Source organism: Candidatus Cloacimonadota bacterium, assembly GCA_011372345.1.
In the GTDB taxonomy this organism is placed as follows: Bacteria; Cloacimonadota; Cloacimonadia; order Cloacimonadales; family TCS61; genus DRTC01.
The window spans coordinates 1-7,374 of the sequence record DRTC01000380.1 but is presented as its reverse complement, the minus strand read 5'-3'; the positions used below and the strand labels follow the sequence as shown (position 1 = coordinate 7,374).

6 protein-coding genes are annotated in these 7,374 nt (G+C 36.7%); 3 read left to right on the top strand and 3 right to left on the bottom strand.

Translation table 11 applies throughout. The annotated features are described in order from the left end of the window. From ENL20_07415 to ENL20_07405, 3 genes are all read left to right on the top strand, one after another. Window positions 1-802: exodeoxyribonuclease VII large subunit (locus tag ENL20_07415; GenBank protein HHE38387.1), on the top strand; the 802-nt coding region annotated here is incomplete at its 5' end. A gap of 190 nt (window positions 803-992) precedes the next feature. Continuing rightward, window positions 993-2,114: a hypothetical protein gene (locus ENL20_07410; GenBank protein HHE38386.1), complete on the top strand. Its 1,122-nt coding sequence runs from the start codon at window positions 993-995 to the stop codon at window positions 2,112-2,114. Between the two features lie 155 nt (window positions 2,115-2,269). Next, window positions 2,270-2,536, top strand: a complete 267-nt coding sequence (locus tag ENL20_07405; GenBank protein ID HHE38385.1) for an RNA-binding protein — start codon at window positions 2,270-2,272, stop codon at window positions 2,534-2,536. 58 nt (window positions 2,537-2,594) lie between these two features. On the opposite strand, the gene ENL20_07400 is transcribed toward ENL20_07405, so the two are convergent. The 3 genes from ENL20_07400 to ENL20_07390 all read right to left on the bottom strand — a co-directional run. Next, window positions 2,595-3,116 (bottom strand): hypothetical protein, encoded by a 522-nt coding sequence (locus ENL20_07400; GenBank protein HHE38384.1) that lies wholly within the window; start codon window positions 3,114-3,116, stop codon window positions 2,595-2,597. Between the two features lie 187 nt (window positions 3,117-3,303). Further along, on the bottom strand, window positions 3,304-4,842 hold the full coding sequence (locus ENL20_07395; GenBank protein ID HHE38383.1) for a nucleotide sugar dehydrogenase: 1,539 nt from the start codon (window positions 4,840-4,842) through the stop codon (window positions 3,304-3,306). 80 nt (window positions 4,843-4,922) lie between these two features. After that, window positions 4,923-7,374: PKD domain-containing protein (locus tag ENL20_07390; protein HHE38382.1), on the bottom strand; the 2,452-nt coding region annotated here is incomplete at its 5' end.

The following is a 7,374-nucleotide window of genomic DNA, read 5'->3' as shown; positions in this document are numbered from 1 at the left end:
GGATATTCGGAATGTAATTTCTCGCAGATATCCTTGTCGGATTTTTCTCTATCCGGCAACTGTGCAGGGAGAAAAAGCTGCTCCTGAAATCATCGAAGGAATCAAGTTTTTCAACAAGTTTTTCAACAAGTTTTTCAATGAAGAGGAAAAAGTCGATGTTCTCATCATCGGTCGCGGCGGAGGTTCGCAGGAAGACCTTTTTTGCTTTAATGATGAGCATTTGGCACGAACGATCTTTGCATCCGAAATTCCGATCATTTCCGCTGTCGGTCACGAGATTGATTTCACCATCTCTGATTTTGTTGCCGATCTGCGTGCTCCGACTCCATCTGCTGCTGCTGAACTCGCTGTTCCCGATAGAATCGAACTTCTAAACAAAATTAAAAACTTCTCAAATCGAATTAGGCAATCTTCTTTACGAAACATAAATGCAAATAAACTAATTCTACTTGATCTGGAAAATAAATTAAGTCAATATCATCCCAAATTTATCCTGCAAAATTTTCAGCAACGACTCGATGAAGCGTCTTTGAAATTGAAACATCTTTTTCAGCAAAGCATTTACAAATCAAAAAACAGGTTGAATATTTTAAGTAAACAATTGAAAGAACTATCTCCTTTTGAAGCGATGAAAAGAGGTTATAGCCTGGCAAGACAAAGAACTAAAATATTGAATTCCGTTCATAAATTGGATGAAAAGGAATTGTTGGAAATTGTGCTGTCTGACGGTTCGTGCAATTGCGAAATCAAGGAAATTTTAACCGCTAAATACAAGAATGAACACGAAAAAATTAAACACTGAAAATCACCGAAAGACACAGAAGAAAACCTTGCGAATGGTTACTTCCAGAGAAAATCTTCTTGCTTGACCTTCGCAATGGTAAGAAAATTTCGCCACAAAGAACATGAATGAAAACTAAAAAATTCACCCTCCGGCTTCACTCCTTTACTTCGGGGCAGACAGAAAACACCGAAAGACACCGAAAAGAAAAATGACAAATCTCAAATTTCTAATTTCAAATCTCACTATTCCCTCTACCTTTTCCCGTCTTCTATTTCCTTTCTCCTGTTTCCTTCTCTTTATTTTCTCTCCCTTGAACGCTGAAATCCGTGCTATCTGGGTTCCGATCTGGGATTTGAAAACTCCTGAAAAAATCGATGTTCTGATCGAGGATGCAGAAGAAAATAATCTAAATCAAATTCTGGCAGAAGTTCGTTATCGCGGTGATGCAATGTATTTTCCAAATAAAACAGATTCAACCTACACAAATTCCGAAAAAAGAAGTTACACACTTCAAGATTCTCTTTTTGATCCGCTTGATTATCTCGTAGAAAAAACTAAAACAAAAAATATCGAAGTTCATGCCTGGCTGACGATGTATGTTATTACTCCTCACAAGCTTGAAAATATCGATCCCGAACACATTTATTATCAGCATCCGGAATGGATCACAGCAGATTTTACCGGGAAAACGATGCCAAACAACATTCTCGAAGGAGCTTATCTCGATCCGGGAATTCCGGAAGTTCAGGAATATCTTTTTAAGGTGGTGATGGATATTGTGGTGAATTACGAAATAGACGGAGTTCAGCTCGATTATATTCGTTATCCTGATCGAGAATTCGGCTATAACAAAATCGCTTATAAAAACTATCAAGAGCAGATAAAATTTCAGGATGCAGAATCCTGGCAAAATTGGAAAGAAGATCAAATCTGCAGTTTTATCCAAAAACTTAATAATGCGATAAAAACGGTTTCTCCTAATACAGAACTGACAGCAGCTGTAATTTCCAAGGTGGATAAAGCCGAGAAAATATATTCCCAAAATTGGAAAAAATGGTTACAGGAAGGTTTTGTCGATAGAGCCTATTTGATGGCATATCAAACAAAAGATGAGGATTTTAAGACTGTTATCGATACGGTTTCCACTTTTAATTTGAAAAATAAAATTGTTGTTGGATTAAAAGCATGGAGTAAAAATTGTTCTTATCCAGTTTCCAAAATAAATGAGAAAATCGATATTTCCCGCAAACAGAAATTTGCCGGAATTGCTTTTTTCAGTTACACCGGAATCAAGGAATGCGGTTATTTCAAAGGATTGAAGATCGAGTGAAATATGCATTTCCGAAGCTTCCCATAAAGATATTCATAAAATTAAGATTCGGAAAGTTAAATGTTTTATGGTTAGGATGTTAATGGGAAAGCAAATTGTTGCAATTCTTAACTTGCACTTCATAGCAAGTCGAGTCTTGCTTGGATAGAGGATAAATGCGAATAGATCAGTTATTGAATAAACTTTGTTTAGTAAAGAGCAGGAGTATCGCCAAGAAAGCTTGTGATAAAAATCTTGTTAAGATAAATGATAAAATTGCGAAATCAAGTTCGAATGTGAATGCGGGAGATGTCATCGAATATCAGCTTTATGGATTTCAAAATAAATTTAGACTATTGGAAATTCCTCAAGGGAATGTTTCTAAAAATAATGCCGTGGGATTTTATGAGATGTTGGAGCGAGGAAAATTGGAGATTGGCTGATGTTTATTAAAAAGACGGCTTCGTTTGGAGCCGTCTTTTCAAAAAAACAAATCGTCTTTTACTCGTCGTATTTTTCCATTGTTTTTTCTAAATCATCAAAAGCCTGCGATGCTTTGAACTGGTTGTAAAGAGCTTCTTCATTTTTGATCTTATTGAGCATATTCTTGTTGATGGAATCTTTGGGAATACTTACTCTGACAAAAGTTTTGTACCGTTTGCCGGCATCAGTATCAACGATCAAGGTCTCCTGCTGATTTACTAATGTATTAGTAAATTTTGCTTTGGCGACATCTTTAACGACCTTGGTTACGACAGCCAGAACTTGCGGATTATTCACTCCGGCTTCTTCTTCATAATTCTTAACCATACCCTGAACATAAGATTCGACATATTGGGCAGCTTCCAGCATAGCATTAGCTTTGGCAGCATCAAATGATGAATTTTGGGAAACTTTCTCTCCCACTCCGTAAGTGAACACATAATCCGGAGAATCCTGTGTTCTCCACCAACCCGGATAATAAACTTTTTCGACACCTTTAGGTGTTCCGGATTTTCCTCCGCAACCTGCTAAAATCAGCATAGTTACCATCATGATCACGACTAATCTTGCGATCTTCATAATTACCTCCAATTTTCTATTCTCTTATTCAAAACGCTAACAGCATAAAATTAAAAATTAAAGCTATACCGTCAAGAAAAATGTTTTTAAAAATATAAACTACTCCAAAAACAGAATAATTTTCATAAACTGAAACATCAGGAACCAACTATAAATTCTTAATATGCCCTTTCCCAATACCTTTGACTTTACAGCCTAAATCAAGATATTGTTTGATCTTTTCATCGCTTAAGAAGTTAGAACAATCGATGATCAAAGGTTTAGTTCCACATTTTTTCACTAATTCCTCAGGTTCAATTTCTTTATATTCGGAATGACCAACAGCAAAAATAACAACTTCTGCCTCAGGAAGAACTTTATCCAAATCATTATAGACTTTTTCTGTCTCCAGTTCCGCCCAAAATTCTACATAAGAATCGTGACATGTTACTTCCGCCCAAAATTCTCTCAATAATCGAACCAGAGTATAAGAAGGAGAATGTCTTGTATCCCCCACATCTTCCAGGTAAGAAACACCGAGAACAGTTACATTTACATCTTTCAAGTCCGGGTATTCTTCTTTGATCAGATCAATCGTATGGATCGGCATTGTATCGTTTATATTTACGGAATTCACAGCCAAGGATAATTCATCATCGATCTCAAAAACATCCTTCATTGACCAGTTTGCGAGAACAGGATCCTTGGTCAGACAATAACCTCCTACTCCTAAACTTGGTCGCAATAAATTATCATGAGTTCCTTTTCTTTTGCGAATCGCATCTCTGACCTTAAACAGGTCGACTCCGATTTTTTCAGCAAATCTCGCCCATTCGAGAGTCAAAGCGATATTAGTTGCACGGTAAGAATTTTCCATTACCTTTGCCATTTCTGAAGCATTTGTATTTTCTAATTCTGTGATCGGATAATTCACTGTATCCAGAACATCATCTAAAAATTCCCTGGCTCTTTTTTTGCTTTCTTTATTTACACCGGAATAGACTCTCCAGAAGTCACGGATAGATTTGACATATTTTGCTCCGGGCATGACTCTTTCATAAGAATGTGCGATTAAGGGAGGATACTTCTCAACATCTATTCCTCTTTTTTTGAATTCCTCTTCGATGATCGGTTTAACGATTCGTTCACTCGTTCCGGGAGGTACTGTTGTCTCTACCAGAACCAAACAATCAGGCTTTATATGTTGACCCAAAGTTCGCATTCCATCCCTGAAATGCGTAACATCACAATATCCTTTCTCTGCTTCACCAAATGCTGGTTTGGTCGCATCAAGCTGAATATCGACAACCACAACATCCGCAACTTCATAAGCTATATCATGCCATGTTGCTCTAAAATTTTTCTTTTGATTTACACATCGCTCAAAAAGTTCCGGAACTTCCATATCTGAAGAACTGATTGGGGGTTTTCCGGTATTGATAACAGGAACTTTCCAGAATGATCGCTTGGAAGGTCTTTGATGACCGTGAACATAATAAATTGGATGTCCTTTCTCATTTTCTGCATCTGCAACCACGATTGCCATCACACAACCGACAAATCCCATTCCCTGCACTGCTACGATCTTTCTTCCTAATTTTCTTTGCTGTTCTGTAATTTCTAAAACTTTCTTCTTTTCCTGAACACCTTCTTCTTCTGTTGGTAAATTATACTTTGTTCCTTCCGGTGCAATTGAAATGTTATCCATATAAATCTCCTTTTTTGATTTGTTCCGAAAAATTAAAAACAAACTTGAGTGTCAACTCAAAATTAAATTCGAAACAATTCTTAGTCTTTTTGAAATAATTCCAATTTTTCAAGTTTCCCGATCTTATTTCTCTCGATAAATTCATACATTCTTTCCAAAGTTCCAGCATATCCTATTATTTGATAAAACATGCAATCATTCGAGGGGATAATATCCTGGTGAGTAAAGGAAGTTGTTTCTCCAATTGTATAACCGAGAAAATCAAAACTATCGTAAGGATTATCGGAATAATAGATCAGATAAAAAAGTTCATTCCTGGAATTATCAAATCTTGTTGTATCGATAGCAGACCATTCCAAAAAAACATCATTACTATCGATTGTGATCGTCAAGTTTTCAGGAGGATCTAATTGCGATTGCTGAATAACGATAAAATTAGTTTTGGTCAAAGTATCGGACCAGGCAGTTTTTTCGATCTTCATTTTAACGCTGTAAACTCCAGGTTGTGTATAAGAAAAAGTTGGAGATTCCTCGAAAGAATCATAAACTCCGTCATTGTCAAAATCCCATGACCAGTTTGTGATTTCTCTTTCCGTCAGATCCGTAAAAGTAACTTCCAAACTATCGTATCCGAACATCTTATCAGCCGTAAAATCAAAAAGGTGGGGATAATAGATCGCTCCCATATCTGCTCTGGTTCCATCCTGATCGCGAGGAAAGTCAGGATCACCAGTATCAATACATGGAGAATCGGATTGCAGGAAAAAATCGTTATTAGACGGATCTGCAAACAAAGGATCTTCGTCGATATTTCCAGCTCCGAAAAATCCTCCTTCAAGATCGGAATAAGTGATGAGCACCGATGATGAATCATTCAAAATACTTCCTGCAATATTTCCGTAAATAATAGAATTATTAAGAACAACATTTGATGAATCTGCGGCATAAATTCCATAATAATCATTTTCATAACTGACAATATTATTTATTTGAGGTTCAGAATTTTCAAAATAAAATCCGTGATTATTATCAGAACCGCTGGCAAAAGCAACAATGACATTTTCAATGGTTGGATTGGCACAATATGAATAAATCCCTGATTCTTTCGTATAAATAATGCTCGTATTTTTTATCGTCGCGGTCGAAGTCGAATCCAGCCAGATTCCGGTAGTCGCATACTCGATCAAACAATGATCAATCTCACAATTATCATGGTCTGCATCTCGATAAAAGAAAATATCTAACCAATCTCCGTTTGATGCTCTATCTGAATCATCATAAGAAGTAAAAACTACTTTTTCATCTTCAGTTCCATTTGCTTTCAGCCAACCATTATCATAAACGACAACTTCCTTTCCCTGATACATTTTTATCTCAGTTCCTGCTTCGATCGTCAGATTGCTTCCTTTAACGATCAAGTCTTCATAAATATAATACGGACCATCTTCAGCAGGCCAGGTTGTTGGAGTTATGATGCTTAATTCGATGATGTTGGATAAAACATCTATAGGTCTGATGGTTGGATTTGTGATTTGCGAAACATTCGAGATTTCTACATTATATGGGATTCCCTCTTTTAAATCTTCTTCCAAATATAAAACAACATTATTTCCATTTACGGAACAACTAATGATTCCAATTGTCGAATCAGGTTCATCTCTTTCATAAATATTGTAATTCTCATAATTATCTGCTCCAGTGCCAGGATTTTCCTCATAAGAAATTGTAATTTCATTTCCATTTGTTTGTTCTGCAGAGACATCTCCAACATCCAGATGAAGAGATAAATGCGGATCTCCAAAAAGAGTTAGATCCATACCAACCCAGCGTCGGGCACCAGTCGGTCCGATTATTCCTGCTAAATCTTCTTTGGAATCGTAATTGGCATTTCCCAGATTTGTAATTCCCTCGTTTCTGATTGCATCAAAGAATTCTCTCTCAAAAAGCTGGCTTGCTCCTTGATCTTTATAGGAACTATAAAATCCGTAATGAGTATTTCCGATATAAGCAAAAGTTCCATGTTCTCTTTTTAGAAATGATTCTGCAATGCACTCGAGACCGTAATAGCGTCCGGTATGACATCCTTGCGTGTAAACAAAGCAATAATCAGTGTTAGTCAGCAATGTATCCACATCTCCATCATAAATATCAAAAACGCGGAGATAATTCGCATGACCAAGATGTGAAATGATATGTGTTCCGTTATTGATAGCATCCACAACATTTGCTTTGGAATATGTTCCATTCATCTGGTATAGTCTGTTATGGTTAAATTCAGGCAGGAACATAGCAATCTCGTCCATCGCTGTTCCACCGTAGGCAGTATATCCTAAATATTGACCGACAAGGGTCGATGTTTTCAGATAATTTTCTGAACAACTAAAATCCTCATAACTGATTGTTTTATTCAACCAGTTATCGATTTCGGATGCATCTTCCAAAATCGCTCTGCCAATATTTACTTCAAAAAACCAGTCTGCTTCTTCACCGGATGTTCCCAAAATCCAGGTTTCCGGAAAATCGTCGGGAACT